General features: G+C 57.1%; 23 protein-coding genes, 1 other RNA gene and 1 pseudogene. 9 read left to right on the top strand and 16 right to left on the bottom strand.

From position 1 onward, the window contains the following. Positions 1-5: 5 nt before the first annotated feature. The 3 genes from OS190_RS05895 to mgtE all read right to left on the bottom strand — a co-directional run bounded on the left by OS190_RS05895 (position 6) and on the right by mgtE (position 2777). Positions 6-728, bottom strand: coding sequence for a hypothetical protein (locus OS190_RS05895; protein WP_267157733.1), 723 nt, complete (start codon positions 726-728; stop codon positions 6-8). Between the two features lie 85 nt (positions 729-813). Continuing rightward, positions 814-1380 carry a 5-formyltetrahydrofolate cyclo-ligase gene (locus OS190_RS05890; RefSeq protein ID WP_267157732.1) on the bottom strand — a complete coding sequence of 189 codons (567 nt, stop codon included), beginning with the start codon at positions 1378-1380 and terminating at the stop codon, positions 814-816. Further along, a complete protein-coding gene (gene mgtE, locus OS190_RS05885) occupies positions 1377-2777 on the bottom strand; it encodes a magnesium transporter (protein ID WP_267157731.1) in 1401 nt (466 codons plus the stop codon). Before mgtE ends, OS190_RS05890 begins: the two co-directional genes overlap by 4 nt. A gap of 152 nt (positions 2778-2929) precedes the next feature. Between mgtE and guaD the strand changes: the two genes are divergently transcribed. Then, entirely contained in the window at positions 2930-4225 is a 1296-nt protein-coding gene (gene guaD, locus OS190_RS05880) for a guanine deaminase (protein WP_267157730.1), read from the top strand. Here guaD and OS190_RS05875 read toward each other — a convergent pair. The 4 genes from OS190_RS05875 to OS190_RS05860 form a co-directional block, all read right to left on the bottom strand. Next, a complete protein-coding gene (locus OS190_RS05875) occupies positions 4222-5553 on the bottom strand; it encodes an 8-oxoguanine deaminase (RefSeq protein ID WP_267157729.1) in 1332 nt (443 codons plus the stop codon). The two genes, guaD and OS190_RS05875, sit on opposite strands and share 4 nt — an antisense overlap. A 102-nt stretch (positions 5554-5655) precedes the next feature. Next, positions 5656-6453: an inositol monophosphatase family protein gene (locus tag OS190_RS05870; RefSeq protein WP_267157728.1), complete on the bottom strand. Its 798-nt coding sequence runs from the start codon at positions 6451-6453 to the stop codon at positions 5656-5658. A 54-nt stretch (positions 6454-6507) separates the two neighbouring features. Further along, the gene (locus tag OS190_RS05865) at positions 6508-6882 is read right to left on the bottom strand and encodes a helix-turn-helix domain-containing protein (RefSeq protein ID WP_267157727.1); all 375 of its coding nucleotides are present in this window, start codon (positions 6880-6882) and stop codon (positions 6508-6510) included. A gap of 421 nt (positions 6883-7303) precedes the next feature. Then, positions 7304-8179, bottom strand: coding sequence for a LysR family transcriptional regulator (locus OS190_RS05860; protein WP_267157726.1), 876 nt, complete (start codon positions 8177-8179; stop codon positions 7304-7306). Between the two features lie 122 nt (positions 8180-8301). Between OS190_RS05860 and OS190_RS05855 the strand changes: the two genes are divergently transcribed. The 4 genes and pseudogenes from OS190_RS05855 (at position 8302) to OS190_RS05845 (ending at position 9827) form a co-directional block, all read left to right on the top strand. Next, on the top strand, positions 8302-8526 hold the full coding sequence (locus OS190_RS05855; protein WP_267157725.1) for a DUF1127 domain-containing protein: 225 nt from the start codon (positions 8302-8304) through the stop codon (positions 8524-8526). A 125-nt stretch (positions 8527-8651) separates the two neighbouring features. Next, entirely contained in the window at positions 8652-9428 is a 777-nt protein-coding gene (locus OS190_RS05850) for a Bax inhibitor-1/YccA family protein (protein WP_267157724.1), read from the top strand. A gap of 88 nt (positions 9429-9516) precedes the next feature. Further along, positions 9517-9582, top strand: a pseudogene (locus tag OS190_RS20560) (DUF1272 domain-containing protein); the annotation flags it as partial. Positions 9583-9599: 17 nt separating this feature from the next. Continuing rightward, positions 9600-9827: a DUF1272 domain-containing protein gene (locus OS190_RS05845; RefSeq protein WP_267157723.1), complete on the top strand. Its 228-nt coding sequence runs from the start codon at positions 9600-9602 to the stop codon at positions 9825-9827. Between the two features lie 10 nt (positions 9828-9837). Here the strand turns inward: OS190_RS05845 and OS190_RS05840 are convergent, their stop codons facing one another. The 8 genes from OS190_RS05840 to gatC form a co-directional block, all read right to left on the bottom strand. Continuing rightward, positions 9838-10389, bottom strand: a complete 552-nt coding sequence (locus OS190_RS05840) for a P-loop NTPase family protein (RefSeq protein ID WP_267157722.1) — start codon at positions 10387-10389, stop codon at positions 9838-9840. Between the two features lie 76 nt (positions 10390-10465). Next, the gene (rpmG, locus tag OS190_RS05835) at positions 10466-10633 is read right to left on the bottom strand and encodes a 50S ribosomal protein L33 (RefSeq protein WP_013961079.1); all 168 of its coding nucleotides are present in this window, start codon (positions 10631-10633) and stop codon (positions 10466-10468) included. A 105-nt stretch (positions 10634-10738) separates the two neighbouring features. Continuing rightward, the gene (locus OS190_RS05830) at positions 10739-11446 is read right to left on the bottom strand and encodes an SDR family NAD(P)-dependent oxidoreductase (protein ID WP_267157721.1); all 708 of its coding nucleotides are present in this window, start codon (positions 11444-11446) and stop codon (positions 10739-10741) included. A gap of 93 nt (positions 11447-11539) precedes the next feature. Next, positions 11540-11944, bottom strand: an RNA gene (gene rnpB / locus OS190_RS05825) — RNase P RNA component class A. 101 nt (positions 11945-12045) lie between these two features. Beyond that, positions 12046-12702 carry an N-acetylmuramoyl-L-alanine amidase gene (locus OS190_RS05820; protein WP_267157720.1) on the bottom strand — a complete coding sequence of 219 codons (657 nt, stop codon included), beginning with the start codon at positions 12700-12702 and terminating at the stop codon, positions 12046-12048. 3 nt (positions 12703-12705) lie between these two features. Next, entirely contained in the window at positions 12706-13461 is a 756-nt protein-coding gene (locus OS190_RS05815; RefSeq protein ID WP_267157719.1) for a hypothetical protein, read from the bottom strand. 39 nt (positions 13462-13500) lie between these two features. Next, complete coding sequence (gene gatA, locus OS190_RS05810; protein WP_267157718.1) at positions 13501-14991, bottom strand: Asp-tRNA(Asn)/Glu-tRNA(Gln) amidotransferase subunit GatA; 1491 nt, start codon at positions 14989-14991, stop codon at positions 13501-13503. Further along, a complete protein-coding gene (gene gatC, locus OS190_RS05805; protein WP_267157717.1) occupies positions 14991-15278 on the bottom strand; it encodes an Asp-tRNA(Asn)/Glu-tRNA(Gln) amidotransferase subunit GatC in 288 nt (95 codons plus the stop codon). Before gatC ends, gatA begins: the two co-directional genes overlap by 1 nt. A 122-nt stretch (positions 15279-15400) precedes the next feature. On the opposite strand from gatC, the gene OS190_RS05800 reads away from it, so the two are divergent. Beyond that, positions 15401-16096, top strand: a complete 696-nt coding sequence (locus OS190_RS05800; RefSeq protein WP_267157716.1) for a metal-dependent hydrolase — start codon at positions 15401-15403, stop codon at positions 16094-16096. Here the strand turns inward: OS190_RS05800 and OS190_RS05795 are convergent. Next, complete coding sequence (locus tag OS190_RS05795) at positions 16093-16545, bottom strand: nucleoside deaminase (protein WP_267158308.1); 453 nt, start codon at positions 16543-16545, stop codon at positions 16093-16095. The two genes, OS190_RS05800 and OS190_RS05795, sit on opposite strands and share 4 nt — an antisense overlap. A gap of 63 nt (positions 16546-16608) precedes the next feature. On the opposite strand from OS190_RS05795, the gene OS190_RS05790 reads away from it, so the two are divergent. From OS190_RS05790 to OS190_RS05780, 3 genes are all read left to right on the top strand, one after another. After that, on the top strand, positions 16609-17433 hold the full coding sequence (locus OS190_RS05790; RefSeq protein WP_267157715.1) for a pseudouridine synthase: 825 nt from the start codon (positions 16609-16611) through the stop codon (positions 17431-17433). Positions 17434-17580: 147 nt separating this feature from the next. Then, positions 17581-18399 carry a TerC family protein gene (locus OS190_RS05785; RefSeq protein ID WP_267157714.1) on the top strand — a complete coding sequence of 273 codons (819 nt, stop codon included), beginning with the start codon at positions 17581-17583 and terminating at the stop codon, positions 18397-18399. A 43-nt stretch (positions 18400-18442) separates the two neighbouring features. Next, a complete protein-coding gene (locus tag OS190_RS05780; RefSeq protein WP_267157713.1) occupies positions 18443-18673 on the top strand; it encodes a hypothetical protein in 231 nt (76 codons plus the stop codon). Positions 18674-18675 lie beyond the last annotated feature (2 nt).

The following is an 18675-nucleotide window of genomic DNA, read 5'->3' as shown; positions in this document are numbered from 1 at the left end:
CGTGGTCAGATGCGCCCTTCAAGGTCTTCCCAATAACAGGAACGACTGGTGTAGTTGAATTGTTCCCTGGTCATCTCTGCCCGGCTTTTGGCTTCCTTGGCGTCCTCCGCCACGCGTTTGCCAAGCTTTTTGGCGCAGGATTCCGCCTCCGCATATAATTTCTTGAGTTCGATGCAATGTAGATAATAAGTAAGCATTTCTGCCTGCATCGCCCCGAAGACCGCCACTTTGGTCAACAGCTTGAACTGCTTGGCAAGTTCGGCGGAATATTCCTTGCGCAGGCGATAGTCTTTTTCCATGCCGGCGGCTGTCGCGATTGATTTCTTGGACAGATAAGCAATGTCGCGCAGCGCCTGCTCGTGTCTGGAAATCTCTTTCAACAGGGGACGAATGGCGGCAATGGTCTGCTTGCAATCGATGGGTTGCAAGCCTTTCTTGCTTTCTTTCTTGTAGGCGGAAATCACCTTTTTCTCATAGGCATCGATCTTTTCTTCCGGCCAGATGGTTTTGGCCTTCAGCGCTGTCTGAAAACGTTTCAACTCAAGTTTGATCTGTTTTTCGGCCTTCTCAATCCAGCCTTTTTTCAGAACACTTTGCAGTTCTTCGACATTCTTTGCGCTGGACTTGGGACCCATCTTGTCGAGCGCTTTGCCGACCTTGTAGACAGTTTCAAAATCCTTGGCCGTTTGCGGCTTAACTGAATCTATAAAAACATCAAAAAAGCTCATTTTCAGTCTCCGATTGTTGCTAAAATTAATTTTTTACAATCAGGAAATGAAATTCCGCCGCACCCGTCAAGACACCGCTGAGCAATCAATGCGCCGGCACCTCGATCACACCGGCTTCTGTCACGATCAGATCGAGCGGTTGATCGGTCCTTTCCAGAGGCAAATCCGTAACTTCCTGTCCCGCAAAGGCAAAGCCGATGGCGAGGGTTGCTCGTTTGGCGCGCAGCATCTCAAGGGTGCGGTCATAGAATCCGCCGCCATAGCCCAGACGCCCGCCTAAACGGTTGAATGCCAATAACGGCACAATCAGGATTTCAGGCTCGAAATACACTGGGACATCAGGGATTTGCGCACCAAAGGCCCCCGGCACCATTCGCGCGTCCGGGGTCCATTGCGAAAATTTCAAAGGCTGATCAGCACCTTCGATCACGGGAACACCCACAGGACCATGGGCTGAGGCTTCGGCCATGGCGGGCACGGGGTCAATCTCGGTACGGATCGGCATGAAGCCGGACAGTGGCACACCCCGATACCCCGCCAAAATTTCGCTCAGATACCCTGCCTGAGCAGCATTTGCCTTTTCAAACAAGGGCCTGCGCCGTGCAAATGCCGCTTTACGAGCGGCTTCCTTGATCTGTTTCAGATCGGTCACAACAGCACCGCAGCCGCCAATCCCAGAAAGGCAAAGAACCCGACAACATCCGTTACCGTCGTTACAAAGGCACCTGACGCCAACGCCGGATCAATACCGATCCGTTCCAGCAGGATCGGAATGCCTGTGCCTGCAAATCCCGCAACCACCATATTGATCACCATCGCAGACGCGATCACATAACCAAGCGCCGGAGAGCCGAACCAGATCACGCCGACGATCCCCATCACCACCGCAAAAATCGCGCCATTGATCAGCCCCACCAGGCATTCACGCCGGATCACGCGCCAGACGTTCGATCCGGTAAGATCCTTGGTTGCGATGGCGCGCACGGCCACTGTCAGGCTTTGAGTGCCGGCATTGCCCCCCATGGAGGCAACGATCGGCATCAGCACCGCCAGGGCTACGATCTGTGCAATCGCGACTTCGAACTGGGAAATCACCATCGACGCCGCAATCGCGGTCAGCAGGTTCACCGCAAGCCATGGCAAGCGCTGCTTGGTCGTCTCGATTACGCGGTCCGAGAGAGAGCTTTCGCCAACACCGGCAAGACGCAGAATGTCTTCCTCGTGTTCTTCGTCCAGCACCGCCATGGCATCATCAATGGTGATCATCCCGATCAGCCGCCCTTCGTCATCTACAACCGGTGCCGAAATCAGGTGATATTGGTTGAACGCATAGGCCACATCGCCCTCGTCCTGCATCACAGGAATGATCTGAAAGGTATCTTCAAGAATATCCTTGAGCATCGTTGCGCGTTTGGAGCGCATCAGTTTGCCCAGTGTAACGTTGCCAACTGGGTGAAAGCGCGGATCGACCATCACAATGTGATAGAACTGGGCCGGCAGATCTTCTTCCGGGGTTGCGCGCAGATAATCAATTGCCTGCCCTACAGTCCAATGTTCGGGTGCCTTGACCACCTCGCGCTGCATCAGGCGGCCCGCGGAATATTCAGGCCAGGACAAGGATTGTTCGACCGCGACCCGATCAGCGTCTTCCAAAACCTCCAGAATCGCTTCTTGCTGATGGTCCTCAAGGTCTTCGATCAGGTCAACAACATCGTCGCTGTCCAACTCACGCACTGCCTGGCTCAACACCTGCGGTGTCAGCACCGCGATCACTTCTTCGCGGATGGATTCGTCAAGTTCCGACAGGATCTCGCCGTCAAATTCCATGTCATACAACCGGATCAGACGACTGCGATCATAGGCGTTGATCTGTTCCAGCAGGTCCGCAATGTCTGCCGCATGCAGCGGCTCCATCAATTCGATCAAACGGTCACGATCATCAATTTCGACAGCATAAAGAACAGACGCAACTGTACGCCGGTCCAGTTTGTAGTTCTTTGCGTCTTCGTCTTCGGAGGTTACAGCCGTTTCAGTATCACTATCTAACATCTTACGTGCCTCCTGCTGGTTGCAGGAACAATAGGCAAGCCCCTGAAAAAGAACAATGTGCTAACCGACCGGCGCTCCGCCAATGTCGACTTTGTGCAGGCTGGCGCACCATGCCCATTGTCGCCTGCCCGCACCCCGCCTAAGATCACGCCATGACAGATATGACCCTCCTGACCGGCCCGACCTTATGTTTCGACGGCAATCCCTTGCAGCAAGCCTGGGAGGACGTTGTGCGCATTGACACCGACGGCGCGGTATTGATCGCCAACGGCATCATCACCCAGGTCGGACAGGCAGCAGCGCTGAAACAAGCCTATCCAGAGGCGGCGGTGACCTCCTATGGGGCGGATCACCTGATCTGTCCGGGCTTTGTGGATGCACATGTGCATTATCCCCAGACTGCCATGATCGCCTCCTGGGGGAAACGCCTGATAGACTGGCTAAACGACTATACCTTCCCCGAGGAAATGCGGCTGTCCGATCCAACCTATGCTGCCGCCATTTCTGCACGCTACCTTGATCTGACCCTTGCCCATGGCACCACCACGGTTGCTTCCTTCTGCACGATCCACCCTCATAGCGCCGACGCCCTTTTCAAGGCGGCGCAAACACGCAACCTGCGTATTGTCGCCGGCAAGACCTGTATGGATCGCAACGCCCCTGCAGGCCTGCGCGACACCGCGCAAACCGCCTATGACGACAGTAAGGCCCTGATTGACAGATGGCACGGCAAAGGGCGTGCAACCTATGCGATTACTCCGCGCTTTTCCCCCACTTCGACGCCAGAGCAACTTGCCGCTCTCGGTGCCCTTTGGCGCGAATATCCCGATTGTCTGATGCAAACCCATCTCAGCGAACAAACGGACGAAATTGCCTGGGTGTCGGATTTGCACCCACAGGCACGGGATTATCTCGACACTTACGAAGCACAGGGATTGATCGGTGAACGCGCCGTCTTTGGCCATGCGATCCATCTCGAACCCCGCGAGATCGACCGCATCACCGAGACAGGCGCCGCGCTTGTGCATTGCCCGACATCGAACACATTTATCGGGTCAGGCCTGTTTGACATGGCCGGTCTTGCCGCCCGTCATATCCCCATCGGCCTGGCCACGGACACCGGCGGCGGATCATCCTTTTCAATGCTGCGCACCATGGCCGCAGCCTATGAGATTGGCCAGCTTCGCGGCACGCCGTTGCACGCGGCGCAACTGATCTGGCTGGCAACCGCCGGGTCGGCGGGCAGCCTGCATCTGAGCGACAAGATCGGCTCTATCGCACAGGGGTACGAGGCGGATGTAACAGTATTGAACCTGTCCTCGACCCCCGCGATCGCACAGCGCCATGCACAGGCAAAATCCCATTGGGAAAGCCTGTTTGCCACCATCATGATGGGGGATGACCGCGCCGTTGCTGACGTCTGGGTCGCAGGTGACCTGACCGGTTAGGCCAATGCCCGCACCAGGGCGTTCTGACGTGCAATGACTGCGCCCAGATCCAGCATCGTGACATGGCCGTCACGCACGATCTGGCGGCCCTCAACAAACAAGTCGCGCACTGTGGTTGGCCCGGCAAGCAGCAAGGCCGCCGGATCCCAGGACCCCGCCGCTTCGATGCCGCTCACATCCCAGATCGCAACGTCGGCACGGCATCCCAGCGCAATGCGGCCGCAGTCAGGCCGCCCCAGCATGTCGGCCCCGCCCCGTGTCGCGATTTCCAGCGCTTCGCGCGCACTCATGGCGTCTGCGCCATTGGCAACCCTTTGCAACAACATAGCCATACGCGCTTCAGTCAGCAGGTTACCGGCGTCATTGCTGGCAGATCCATCGACACCAAGCCCCACAGGCACCCCGGCATCACGCATGGCGCGCACCGGCGCGATGCCGGAACCAAGACGACAATTCGAACAGGGGCAATGGGCAACGCCGGTCCCTGTATCTGCAAACAGCGCGATTTCAGACGCGTCCAGCTTGACACAATGAGCCATCCAGACATCCTCTCCGACCCAGCCAAGGTTTTCTGCATAATGGCCAGGCCTGCAGCCGAACTTTTCTTGAGAATAGGAAATATCTTCTGTGTTTTCAGCCAGATGAGTATGCATCCTCACTCCCTTGTCTCGCGCCAGAAGCGCGGTCTCTCGCATCAGATCCGTACTGACGGAAAACGGCGAACAAGGCGCAAGACCAACACGGCACATCGAACCTTCGCCGGGATCATGAAAGGCATCGACCAACCGGATACAATCCTCAAGAATCACGTTTTCGTCTTCGACAAGGTCATCCGGCGGCAGACCTCCGGCAGTTTCCCCAATGCTCATCGAACCGCGTGTGGGGTGAAACCGTAGACCCAGCTCCGCTGCAGCATGGATCGTATCCTCCAGCCGCGCACCATTTGGATACAGATAGAGATGATCAGCACTCAACGTACATCCCGACAGGGCGAGTTCGGCCAGTCCGACCTGCGCAGAAACGAAAAAATGTTCTGGCGTCATCCGCGCCCAGATGGGGTAGAGTGTCTTGAGCCAGCCGAACAAAAGGGCGTCCTGCCCAGATGGCACGGCACGGGTCAGTGATTGATAAAGATGGTGGTGCGTATTGACCAGACCCGGTGTCACCACACAGCCCTGCGCGTCAATCACTTCACCCTTGCTTTGTAAATCGTGGCCGATTTCCTTGACCACGCCATCGGTCAACCGAAGGTCGGCCTGCGCGATTTCACGACGGCTATCGTCCATTGTAACGATAATGTCTGCATTTCGAATGAGCGTTTCAGCCATAAGGGACACCTCTCCGCGATGCCCATTTCAGGTTACCTGACGTACAGACGGAAAACGGGAAGAACCTGCACAGGGCAAGCTTATTTGCGCCTCCTCGCGGCGTCAATATTTTTGCAGGATCGCCAGAGCCTGCGCATGAATCTCGGGGTTTGCCGCTGCAAGGGCACGGCCACCATCATGAACCGGGCCGCCGCGCCAGTCGGTCACGATCCCGCCGGCAGCCCGCACCACCGCGATGGGCGCCTGAATGTCATAGGCTTGCAAACCCGCCTCGATCACAAGATCTACCTGCCCCGCCGCCAACAACGCATAGGCATAACAATCCATCCCATAGCGCGTCAGCTGAGCCTTTGAGGCGACGGCATGAAATCCATCATGATCGGTCTGCATGCCAACCTCGGGAAAGGTGGTCAGAATGATCGCCTGGGTCAAATCGCGGGGTGCAAGTGTCTGCAAGGCACGTTCACCCAATGGACCGGCCAGGGACGCACCTTCCGGTCCACCTTCAAACCGCTCGCCAATATAGGGTTGATCAATAATGCCGTAAAAAGGTCCATCCGCATCCGACAGCGCAATCAGAACCCCCCAGGTCGGTGTACCGCTAACAAAACCGCGGGTGCCGTCAATCGGGTCCAGCACCCATGTCAGGCCGGATGTACCCGTCTTGATGCCGAACTCCTCGCCCAGGATCGCGTCATCTGGACGTTCAACCGCAAGAATCTCACGCATCACCTGTTCAGCGGCGCGGTCTGCCAGTGTGACAGGATCGTAACCGCCCGCCAATTTGTTTTCCGTCGCCAGATCCGAACCGCGAAAATAGGGCAGTATTACCTTTCTTGCCGCATCGGCCATCATCCAGGCAACACGCCGTACATCAGCATCATAGGAAGGGTGAGGCATCAAAATCAGGTTCCGGGGCAGGTATTCGATGTGTTGTGCAATCGCTGTCCGGGGCTAGGCCACATCACTTAATACACGGGCGAGTTCGAACAAGCGCCGGCGCTGATCTTCGGGTATGGAATAATAGGACCGGATCAAATCCATCGCTTCCTTGTCCCCCATGAGATCAACGGGGACGTTTTCAACGCCCGCAGTGGTTTGTTCCTCTTCAGATTTGATCCCTTCGAAAAAAAAGGAAACATCAACGCCCAGGGCGTCAGCGATGTCCCATAACCTGGAGGCGCTGACCCTGTTTGCACCGGTTTCGTATTTTTGAATCTGTTGAAATTTGATACCCACCAATTCCGCCAGCCGCTGTTGCGTCATTCCGGTCAGCCACCGCCGTTGCCGGATCTTCTGACCTACAAATACATCAACCTTATGAGGCATAGCGTACAAACCTTCTTACTAAAATTTCCGATTTACTCGTGGACTCCGGTTTTATCGAAACGACCATCGTCCACTCCGCACTGTTAACAGGTTTAACCATTCCGAGCACTGTACAACGCACGATGGGCGGCGCAAATCAAAATGTCCCAATAATTTAATTTTGGACCTTAAGACACCCTTTATCATTGGATGTCGACGCAGGTTCAGGGGTTTCACACCAAAGTACCCGCTAAGATGGAAGATCCCTCAAAGATGCCGCCAAGCGTTGTTTCAAATGGATACTTTTCTCCCATAGGTAGTGGCCTTTCGCAAGCCGGCGCTCTCAATCCAGCGTGCGCCCGCGCTTTGATGCGGATTGGCGGGATCGGCTGGAATTTGCCGATACAAGCTATTTTGGGCAGAAACGGCACCCGACTCGCCCCTAGACTGCGCGTATCCTTTGCACTTCCGTACCTGAAAAGGCACGGCGGAGAAGGTCCAGAAGTGTGTTATGCACCTCGCCTCCTCCTTCCGACGCGCCATAAAGGTTGATTTGCTGGATCGGCAAGGCGGGCAATGCGCCGCCATGATCGATCACTTCCAGATAAGGGGGCTGCGTTCCCTCGATCATCGCATGCACCGCCAGATCGGCGCTGACCGCTGCCTCGATCGTGCGATCGCTTTCGGTATCCACTGTCATTTCCCAATCAATCCCGGCAGCGTCAAGCGCGACACCGATCTGGGCGCGAAATACACAATAGCGGCAAAAGGCAAGCGGCAGCGGGCGTTGGCGCCACGCCGTTCCACCGGGGGCACCGACCCAAACCAAAGGCTTGGCCCCAAGAACCTCCCCTCCCTGATCAACGCCGGTTTCCGTCGTTACGATCACTGCACATTCGCCCTTGGCAAACTGGTCTTTCAGCGTACGGGTATAGGAGGCTTCCAGCTGAATCTTGACCCTTGGATATATGGAGTGGAACTGTTTCAGCACTTGGGGAATGGCCGGATAGACCACATCATGTGGCACACCCAATTTGATTTCTCCCTCAAAGGCCTGATGGGTCAACCGGCTGATCAATTCATCATTTAGCGCCACCATCCGACGGGCATAAACCAACAATTGTTCGCCTGATGCGGTCAACGCAATGGTGCGCCCACTTCGGTCCAGCAGCGGCAGATCCAGCATTTCTTCCAACCGCTTGAGCTGCATCGACACCGCCGACTGCGTCAGGTGCAGGAACCCGGCAGCACGTGTGACGCCACCAGAATCCGCCACGGCCACAAAAGACCGCAGGGTCGTGATGTCCAAATTTCTCATATATCAACTTTCGTGATGCATCATCCAACAAACATTCTCTTTCCTTATTTATGTTTTTGCAAGACATATCAAGTATCGAAATGAAAAGAGCGAAAACATCACATTTACTGAAAGGTCATACCATGCGGCTCTCCCCTTCGTCCGTCGTCGTTCAGACTGCCATCTGCCAACCGGCACGCCCCTCTCTGATCCAGCGCATCAATATCGCATCTGCCGTCGCCCGCAGCCGCAGGCAGCTTGCGGCATTGGATCCGCATCAACTGGACGACATCGGGATCAGCGAAACCACCGCAAAAACAGAGGCAAAGCGCCCATTTTGGCACACACCGGCGCAATGGATCAAATAAACCGACATTCCTGCGTCATACGGGCAGGTTAAACCTTGTAATATGTGCCTCGAATTCCGATATTTGACGGGAGACCGCGTGAACTTGGCGCGGGAAACGACACTTTTGCCAATTGGAGGTCATGAATGGCTGACGTGAATACAATCCGGACCGCAGCCGGAACCCGCGCCGCCGATATAGATGCGGGGCTGCGCGCCCATATGAACAAGGTCTACAGCACAATGTCTGTAGGCATGTTGATCACTTTCGCCGCTGCCTGGGCGCTTGCGGGACTTGCTGTCACCAGCGACCCTGCCGGTGCTTCAGCACAACTGAGTGCGGATAAATATCTGACGAGTCTCGGGTATGCGCTTTATGCCTCGCCCCTTAAATGGGTCGTGATTTTCGCCCCGCTTGCTTTTGTTTTCGGGTTCGGCGCGGCGATCAACAGGATGTCTGCCGCCACAGCACAGACGGTATTCTACCTGTTTGCCGCTGTTATGGGTGTTTCGATCAGTTCGATCTTTCTGGTTTATACCAATAACTCTATTGCTCAGGTTTTCCTGGTCACCTCAATCGCCTTTGCCGGTCTGTCGCTCTATGGCTACACGACCAAGCGGGACATCTCCGGTTGGGGCAGCTTCCTGATCATGGGAGTGATTGGTCTGATCGTGGCGTCTATCGTCAATATCTTCCTGCAATCCGGTGCCCTGATGTTCGCCATCTCTGCCATCGGCGTGCTGATTTTTGCCGGTCTGACAGCCTATGACACACAGCGGATCAAAACCGACTATATCTCCCATGCGCATCACGGCGACACGGAGTGGCTGGGCAAGGCCGCCATCATGGGCGCGTTGAGCCTTTATCTGAACTTTATCAACATGTTCATGATGCTGCTGCAGCTCTTCGGCAACCGCGAATAAGCGGCTTTCGCCAGAACGTTTTGAAAGGCCGGTCCCATGGATCGGCCTTTTTCTTTTCACAAGCCAAATCCATCTCGGGAGAAATCTGATGCTTGAACTGCGCCCCAACTGCGAGATGTGCGACTGCGACCTGCCGCCAGAGGCCACAAATGCCCGCATCTGTAGCTATGAATGCACCTTTTGCGCTTCCTGTGTGGACACAGTGTTGCATATAACGTCTGCCCCAATTGCGCAGGCGGCTTTGTACCGCGCCCGATCCGCCCGGCAACCGCCCGCCGTCCCGGCACCAGCCGCCTGCATCAATCACCAGGCGACAAGCGCCGCAGGTTGAAACACGATATGGATAATATCAAGGCACTGGTTACCGCGACCAAGGACATACTGCCAGAGCAGCGTTAACGCGGCGGCGTCAGGACAACCCCGCCAGCCAGGCCTGTACCTCACGCGGGCGGCGCAGATGGACCACAACCAATTCGTCCCGTGCCTCTGTAACCAGCTTGGCAACCTTCGCCCGCGCAATATGCCGTGACTGCCAGATAAATTTGTAAAACGTCAGCGTTTCCGGGTGCAGCCGTTCCACACAGCCCTGCGGCAGATCCGGCCGCGCCTTGCCCAGATAGCGGAACAGAGGTTTGGTCACCCGCCACAGACGCAGCCCCACCGGCAAATCCAGCCAGATCAGCAGATCCGCCCGTTCCATTCGACTGCCATAGGTCACGGACATGCCGCCCTCAAACACCCAGCTGTCCTGTTCTTCCACGGCTTGCGCCATGGGAAGTTTCTCGGCCATCGGACGCTCAACCCGGTTTTCCTGCCAATGAATCTGATCCATGTGAAAAACCGGCAAGCCCAATCGCGGCCCCAGCAAACGCGCCAAGGTGGATTTGCCGGAACCCGGCCCGCCAAGGATCATGGTGCGTTTCATGGACCGCACAGGATTCATTGAGACTTCAGGTGTCATCACATCCCCTGCCTTTGTCCCTAAACGCAAAAAGCCGCGCAAACTGCGCGGCCCTGCATAAAACGAAAGTCAGATCTTACTTGATCTTGCCTTCTTTATACTCGACGTGCTTGCGCGCAACGGGGTCGTATTTACGAATGACCATTTTCTCGGTCATGGTGCGAGCGTTTTTCTTGGTGACGTAGAAGTGGCCTGTGCCCGCGGACGAGTTCAGACGGATCTTGATCGTGGTTGGCTTTGCCATTTTGTCTTCTCCTGCTGCGCATCGGCACAAAGGCTGGCGCGTGTATTCTGAAGTTTGGCTTTTAACGGGATGCCACCCCAAGTCAACACCAAAGGCGGGGTTTTCTTACAACTCGACCCGTACGTCATGCATCCAGAGTTTCGCAGGCCGCGAGAGCATGAATACCACCACATCCGCCAGATCATCGGGTTCGGTAAAAATGTGATTGGGCACATCCTGCCCCGCTTTGGCAAACATACCCGTATTGGTGCCACTTTGGTACAGGCCAGCCACCCTGACACCGCTTTGCGCTTCATCAATCTTGAGCACGTCGGTAAAGCCGCGCATGCCATGTTTGGTCGCGGCATAGACCGATTGCCCCTCTTCGGCCAGAACACCGGACTTTGATACAACATTCAGAATCGCCGCTTCGGGTTGCGCACGCAATCCCGGCAACAGACTGCGGGTCAGATGTATCGCTCCGGTAAGATTGGTGGCGACCGTATCCTCGATCATCTCAGAAGAAATCGAATCAAGCGGTCCCGTCTTGTGCCAGATCCCAGCGTTGTTGATCACAATATCAAGAGCGCGCGAGGCTGCTTGCAGAGCGGCTGTTGTCTCCCTGATCGCATCCGGATCGCGCATGTCACAGACAAAGCTCTCTGCCCAGGGTGCCCCAGCCTCGGTGCTGGCAGTCGTGACGGCCGCAAGCCGCGCCTGATCACGGCCCAGCGCGGCGATACCGCAGCCCGCCTGTGCCAGTTTGAGACAGATGTGACGCCCGATGCCATCACTGGCCCCTGTGACCAGTGCCGTTTTGTTGCGCAATTCCATATGCCTCATCCCTTTGCTGTCGCAGGCCCCGCTACAGTAAACGGTGCCTGCAGAATATCCGGGTCTCCCCGACGCCAGAAAGACCCGACGAACACATGCGGAAGGCCTGTAAGCCGGATTTTGTCCCCGTCACCGGGAAAACCCGCTGACGTTGGATGACCATTCCTCTGACCACTGTGTTGCCACAGTGGCTATAGCTGCCAACCCGAACCTGCTGGGGCAAAAGCAGCCCTGTCACTGGCCCGAAAGCCCGCGACACGCGGTTCCTATTTGGCATTGCTCCCGGTGGGGCTTGCCGTACCGCCGCTGTTGCCAGAAGCGTGGTGGGCTCTTACCCCACCGTTTCACCCTTACTTTCATGCAAGCACAAAAGCGGTCTGTTTTCTGTGGCGCTTTCCGTCGGGTTGCCCCGCCCGGGTGTTACCCGGCACCGTCTCTTTTTGGAGTCCGGACTTTCCTCGACACCCCGAAGGGCACCGCGGCCATCCAGCCTTCCGCATGTGAGGCGGGCCTAGCGCGTGAACGGGTCTGTCGTCAATGCAGCAGATGGGGCGCTACGGTATATAAGGCCAAAAAGAGAAGAAGGGATCGTCCAGGGATCAGGCCTGCAAATTGTAATCAGCCGGGACCAACGGGCCCCTGCGCCAGGGGGCAAAACGCAACCGCGTCGCCGCGAGGAGGGTTTCGAAGGGCAGATCAACAGGATATCCCGCAGCCTGGGCTGTCCGCATGAAACTGTCCGGATCGAGAGAAAGCGGGACGCGTTGTCGACAGACATCGGCCGCCAGCCCGAGACGGGCGAGCCGCGCCCAGTCAAAATGCGGACCGGGATCCATTTTGCGACCGGGGGCCATGTCCGAATGACCGATCACACCGGTTGCAGGGATCGACCACCGCTGAATGACCTGCGCCAGCAACCCTTCGAGGGCGCTCATCTGGGGTTCTGAAAACGGATGCGTGCCGCGATTGTCCAACTCGATGCCGATCGAGCGGGAGTTGACATCATCCTGCCCCTGCCAGGAGCCCGCGCCGGCGTGCCATGCCCGTTGGTCCTCGGGCACCAGGCCGGTGATCGCGCCGTTGTTAGCTATGAGGTAATGTGCCGAGACTTCCGCCACCGGATCGCACAACCGCTGGATCGCAACTTCGGCATTATCCATCGCCGTATAGTGGATCACGATCAGTTGGGGCTTCAACCCTGCGCGACGCGGCCCGCAATTGGGCGAAGGACGCTGAGCTATCTCAAGGGTTTGCACAGGTTATCCCTGTTGCGCCGCCCGCCGGTAGGGTGTCGGATCCCAGCGGCAGGCAAAGCCGTCGCCATCGGGGTCCATGCCCTTGCGATCCTTTTCAGGGCCGCCGCGGGACAGGAATTCGATCTGGGCTTCGTCATCTGTCGCAAATTCGGCACAGGCGCGTTCATATTTCGCCTGTTTGTTAAACCCGGTACGGCGGTATTTCTGAACGCCCCGCTGATGCGTCGTTTGCAGCGCATAGGCCACTACGTTGGGCCCGCTATTGGTCCGATCCGGTAGGGCTTCGGGCTGAATCACCTGATATTGTGACCGGTTGGAGGCGAGACGTGCGGCATCTGCATCAATGCTGCGCTGGCCCGAAACCGCGTCAAAGTTGTTTTCATTCGAGATCCCCGCAGCATTCAGGACCGGTGGCGGTGCGTTGGTCGGGCTGGCAATGACGGGTGCGACACCGGAATTGGTGGCGGCAGTATTGCCAAGCCCATTGCTTGCGCCACTGCGCGTTGCCGCCAGAACCCGGGCAGTTTCAGCCGCCGTTGCTTCGGCAGAACCGTCAGCGGGTGCCGACCCAAGCGGGGTCGCTGAAACCTGCGCGGGTGCCGGCAGGCTGGTCCCCTGTGCAAGCGCTGCGTCACGAGCGCGTTGTTGCTGAACAAAATCATCACCGAACCCGACACCGCGCCCCGAATCAGGCACGGCAGGTTGACATGCGGGAAGCGCCACGCCAGCGGCGAGAACGAGGGGGAGACGTATCATCATGAAGCTGCTCTGTCTTTTGACCTGTTTCTTGCGGGGCTTTTACCACCATTTGTCCGGCTTGGCTACAAAACCGGCGGCTGTCTCAAGCGCATAGGCGGAAGACAGCAAATCGGCCTCTTCCCAGGGACGCCCAATCAGTTGCAGCCCCAACGGCAATCCCTGACGGTCGGTCCCCGTGGGCACCGCAATACCCGGCAACCCGGCAAGGTTGACCGTCACCGTAAAGACATCATTGAGATACATCTGCACCGGATCGGCATCAGCCATTTCACCCAACCCAAAGGCCGCAGATGGTGTGGCAGGGGTCAGGATACAGTCGATACCCTGGGCAAAGACATCCTCAAAGTCCTTTTTGATCAAGCTGCGCACCTTGCGCGCGCGGTTGTAATAGGCGTCATAAAAGCCCGCCGAAAGCACATAGGTCCCTATCATCACGCGTCGCTGCACTTCGGGGCCGAACCCTTCGGCGCGGGTCTTTTCGTACATCTCAGTGATGCCATCCCCGTGATCCAGCCTGGCACGGTGGCCATATCGCACCCCGTCATAGCGCGCGAGGTTGGATGAGGCTTCGGCAGGGGCAATGACGTAATAGGCGGGCAACGCATATTTCGTATGCGGCAGCGAAATGTCGACGATGTCCGCCCCTGCATCCTTCATCATCGCGATGCCGTCGGCCCAAAGGGTTTCGATTTCCTCGGGCATACCTTCCATACGATACTCTTTGGGGATGCCGATTTTCTTGCCTCGGACATCGCCTGTCAGAGCGGCTTCGAAATTCGGAACGGGCAACTCTGCCGAGGTCGAATCCTTGGCATCATAGCTGCACATGGCTTCGAGCATGATCGCCGCATCGCGCACGGATTTCGTCATCGGGCCAGCTTGATCGAGCGAGGAAGCGAAGGCAACGACGCCCCAGCGGGAACAGCGCCCGTAGGTCGGTTTGATGCCGGTGATGCCCGTGAAAGCGGCGGGCTGGCGGATGGAGCCGCCGGTATCGGTGCCGGTGGCCGCCAGACAAAGGTCGGCTGCAACCGCAGCGGCGGAACCACCAGAGGAACCACCCGGTGTCAGCGCCACATCGTCATTGCCGCGCCGCCAGGGGTTGACCGCATTGCCATAGACGGAGGTTTCATTGGACGATCCCATGGCGAATTCGTCCATGTTCAGCTTGCCCAGCATGACCGCGCCCGCATCAAACAGGTTCTGGCTGACGGTGGATTCATATTCCGGAAGGAACCCTTCGAGGATGCGTGAGCCTGCCTGTGAAGGCACGCCCTTAGTGCAGAACAGATCTTTGATACCAATGGGCAAGCCGCACATGGCGGGGGCCTCTTTGTCGCTTTTCAAGCGCGCATCGGCCTGGGTCGCCTGTTCCATCGCAATCTCGGGCGTGCGATGCACGAAGGCGTTCAAGGCCCCTGCCCCGTCGATCGCGGTGAGGCAGGCTTCGGTCAGTTCTTTGGAGGTGGTTTCCCCGGCACGCAAAGCATCGCGGGCTTCGGCCAGTCCCAATTTGTTCAGATCGCTCATTATTCCACCACCTTTGGCACCGCAAAAAAACCCTCACGCGCATCGGGCGCGTTCTTTAGAACCTTGTCCTGCTGATCCCCGTCCGTCACCACGTCCTCGCGGCGCTTCAGCCGCTGCGGTGTTACAGAAGTCATCGGTTCAACGCCCTCTACATCCACTTCGCTCAACTGTTCGATAAAGCCGAGGATGCCGTTGAATTCCTGCGCCAAGGCAGGCAAGGCCTCAGGCTCGACTTTGATGCGGGCCAGTTTCGCCACGCGGGCGGCGGTATTTTCATCAATCGACATGGGGCTTCCTTCGCGGTCATCTCGTTTTCCTGCCAATACCGCCCTACGCTGCGCCTCGCAAGGGGAGGCTGGTGCATCATCGTAAAGACGCTAAACTCTCTGGAAAACACAGGAGAAGAAAAATGAAAATCATCTGGCTTGGACATGGCTCTTTCCGCATCGAAATCGAAGATCAGGTGCTATTGGTGGATCCCTGGCTCACCGGCAACCCGATGATGACCGAAGATCAACATGAAGCGGCGACCAAAGGTGCGACCCAAATCCATGTGACCCATGGCCATTTTGACCACATCACCGATGTTGTCGCACTGTCCAAGAAAACCGGCGCACCGGTGTCGGGAATCTATGAACTGGCGCAGTACCTACATGCCCAGGGCGCGGTTGAGGGTGACGCCTTCAATATCGGCGGCACCATCTCTCTGGGCGACAAGGTCACCGTCAGCATGGTGCCCGCCTCCCATTCCTCGGCTGCTGATGTGGGTGATATGCGCCGATACATGGGATCGGAGACCGGATTCATCCTGCGCGGTGAGGGTCATACAATCTATGTGTCGGGTGACACGGGCATCATGGCGGACATGGACTGGATCGGGGATTTTTACAAACCCGACATCGGCATTCTGTCTGCCGGCGGGCACTATACAATGGGTATGAAAGAAGCCGCCTATGCCGCAAAACGGTATTTCAACTTCAAGACCGTGATCCCCTGCCACTACCGCACATTCCCCTTGCTGGAACAATCCGCAAAAGTGTTGGCGGAGGGCTTGCCAGAGGTCGATGTGGTTGAACCGCAGGTTTTGCAAGCGATTGAAATCTAGCGCCGCTTGCCCGCAAAGAACGACTTTAACAGCAGTTCGGCGGCGGCGGTGCCGATCCCGTCGTAGACCTCGGGCGCGTGATGGCATTGCGGATGGGAAAACACCCGTGCCCCCTGTGCCACACCGCCCGATTTGGGATCAGAAGCCGCATAATACAACCGCGCCACCCGCGCTGCGGCAATGGCGGCGGCGCACATCGCACAGGGTTCGAGCGTGACGTATAGATCATGATCAATCAACCGCTCCGATCCCACCCGGGCACAGGCCGCGCGGATCGCAAGCATCTCTGCATGGGCCGTCGGATCATTCAGTTCACGGGTCCGGTTCCCTGCCTGCGCCACCACCTGTCCGGCGGCATCAACCACCACGGCACCCACCGGCACCTCGCCGCGGGCCGCTGCAGTCTTGGCTTCAGCCAAAGCCACCTCCATGTAAGACCGAAACACCATATCCGTCACATGCCCGCAAATGCCGCCCTTTCGCAAGTCCGCCAAAGCAGTTAAGCCACAGACATGACAACACAGCCAAACAACGACACACCCAAGGGCGACCGGATCGCCAAGGTTCTTTCCCGCGCTGGCGTCGCCTCGCGCCGCGAAGCCGAACGCATGATCGAAGCGGGCCGCATCCGTGTGAACGGCGAACAGATAGTCTCGCCTGCCCTGAATGTGACCCCGACCGACAGGATCGAGGTCGACGGCAAACCCCTGGCAGAACCGGAACCGCCACGGCTTTGGCTGTATCACAAACCATCAGGTCTGGTCACAACCAACCGCGATGAAAAAGGGCGTGGCACCATCTATGATGACCTGCCAGCGGATATGCCCCGGGTGATGAGCGTGGGACGCCTTGACCTCAATTCCGAAGGCTTGTTGCTGTTGACCAACGACGGCGCGCTCAAGCGGAAAATGGAATTGCCCAGCACCGGCTGGTTGCGTAGGTATCGCGCAAGGGTGAACGGCCGTCCTTCGGACGAAATTCTGGAACCACTGCGCAAGGGCATCACCCTGGACGGCGAAAGTTTTCAACCGATGGCCGTGACAATTGATCGCCAACAGGGCGCAAATGCCTGGCTGACCATTGGCTTGCGCGAAGGTAAGAACCGCGAAATCCGCCGCGCCATGGAGGCCGTCGGGCTTTCCGTCAACCGTTTGATCCGCATCAGCTATGGGCCTTTCCAACTGGGAGAGCTGAAGCAGGGCGAAGTCGAGGAATTGCGCCGCAAGGTCGTGCGTGACCAATTGGGCCTGGTGTTGGAAGACAACAGCGGCACGGCTGCGAAAAAACCGAAAATGGTCAAACGCCCGCCGCGAAAGCCTATGAAACCACGGCGCTAAACCGGTTGGTTCGCAAAAATGCACCGGATTTTTTCGAAAATTCCGACATGCAAAGCAACCGATCCTGCATAATTCCCCCTCACACCCCGTTCACATTGAACCATTTGCCCCCTATGAGCATGCACAACGCGAAAAATGGGGGATCTGATGACCGACCTGCTCACACTCGAAAACCTTGGCAATCTGCTGGTGCTCTGCTTTCTGCAGGCCGTTCTCGGATTTGACAACCTTCTCTATATCTCGATCGAAAGCCAGCGCGCGCCCGTCGCGCAACAAGCCGCCGTACGCCGCTGGGGCATCATCATCGCGGTGGCCCTGCGTGTTGTTCTGCTTTTCGTGATGATCAGGCTGATCGACGCCATGGCAGACCCCTTCTTTGTCCTGGAATGGGAAGGCGTGATCACTGGCGGCGTCAACTTTGCCACGCTGGTGTTCATCATCGGTGGTATTTTCATCATGTATACAGCGGTCAAGGAAATCGGTCACATGCTATCCATTGAACATTTGGATACGGATCTGGAAGGAAAATCCGGCAAAAGCGCCACACAGGTTGTGATGCTTATCGTGATGATGAACCTGATTTTCTCTTTTGATTCCGTGCTTTCTGCGCTGGCGATCACCGATGTCTTTGTCGTTCTGGCCATTGCGATCATCCTTTCCGGCATTGCCATGCTGTTGCTGGCGGACAGCGTCACCCGCTTTCTTGAAGCAAACCGAATGTACGAGGTGCTGGGCCTGTTCATCCTTTTGATTGTCGGCATCGTTCTTTTGGGCGAAGCGGGACAAGCGGCCGCTCATGCCATGCATGACCCTGAACTGGCTTTGCGCTTCTTCGGCTACGAAGTGATCCCGATGTCAAAAACAACCTTCTATTTCTCGGTTGTCGTTCTCGTCGCGGTAGAGGTGATCCAATCGGGATATACCCGCAAGCTCAACGCCGAGCGCCGCACCAGTTCACGTCACTAGCGCAGCGGCACCGGAGCGCATATGTTAGCGTCAGAGAGGTAACATGGGCCGTTTGTTAATAATTCTGATCGCAATTGCAGCCATAGTTGCCTTCGCGGTCATTTTACACGCACTCTGGACCAGCATAGTAGAGGCAGGTCGCCAACGCCTGCACCCTGCAAGGGGAGAGATCAAAGGACAAGATATGGCACCATCCGGCATTCAGAAAGCAGCATACATCGCGCTGATCGTCGTGCTTTTTGGCGCTGCCTCCGGCATCCTCGGGGGACTTTGAGC

Source organism: Sulfitobacter sp. F26204, from assembly GCF_026410305.1.
GTDB lineage: Bacteria > Pseudomonadota > Alphaproteobacteria > Rhodobacterales > Rhodobacteraceae > Sulfitobacter.
The sequence above is the reverse complement of the archived record's forward strand: the minus strand, read 5'-3'. Positions and strand labels throughout refer to the sequence as shown.